Origin of the sequence: Nocardia cyriacigeorgica (assembly GCF_010858045.1) — a bacterium.
Classification (GTDB): domain Bacteria; phylum Actinomycetota; class Actinomycetes; order Mycobacteriales; family Mycobacteriaceae; genus Nocardia; species Nocardia cyriacigeorgica_E.
Genome location: NZ_JAAGVC010000162.1, coordinates 1 through 366 on the forward strand (window position 1 = coordinate 1; position 366 = coordinate 366).

At 61.2% G+C, this 366-nt stretch carries 1 protein-coding gene; it reads left to right on the top strand.

The genetic code is table 11. From position 1 onward, the window contains the following. The coding region (locus tag GV790_RS29180) for a nitrile hydratase subunit alpha (protein WP_175586037.1) at positions 1-363 on the top strand (363 nt) is incomplete at its 5' end. Positions 364-366: the final 3 nt, after the last annotated feature.

The following is a 366-nucleotide window of genomic DNA, read 5'->3' on the forward strand; positions in this document are numbered from 1 at the left end:
ACATTGCACCACGTGATCGTCTGCGCCCTGTGCACCTGCTATCCGCGACCGATTCTCGGCAATTCGCCCGAGTGGTATCGCACCCCGAACTATCGGCGGCGCTTGGTTCGCTGGCCGCGACAGGTCCTCGCCGAATTCGGACTGTATCTGAGCGACGATGTGGCGATCCGGGTTCAGGATTCCAACCAGAAGCATCGTTTCATGGTGATGCCGCTGCGTCCGGAAGGAACTGATGGATGGGATGAAGACCAACTCGCCGGCATCGTCACGCGAGATTGCTTGATCGGTGTCGCCCTGCCGAAGGCGGGCATCACCAGCAACGTCATCACCGACACCCGTCCCGCCATCCACCCGGTCGACTGAAGG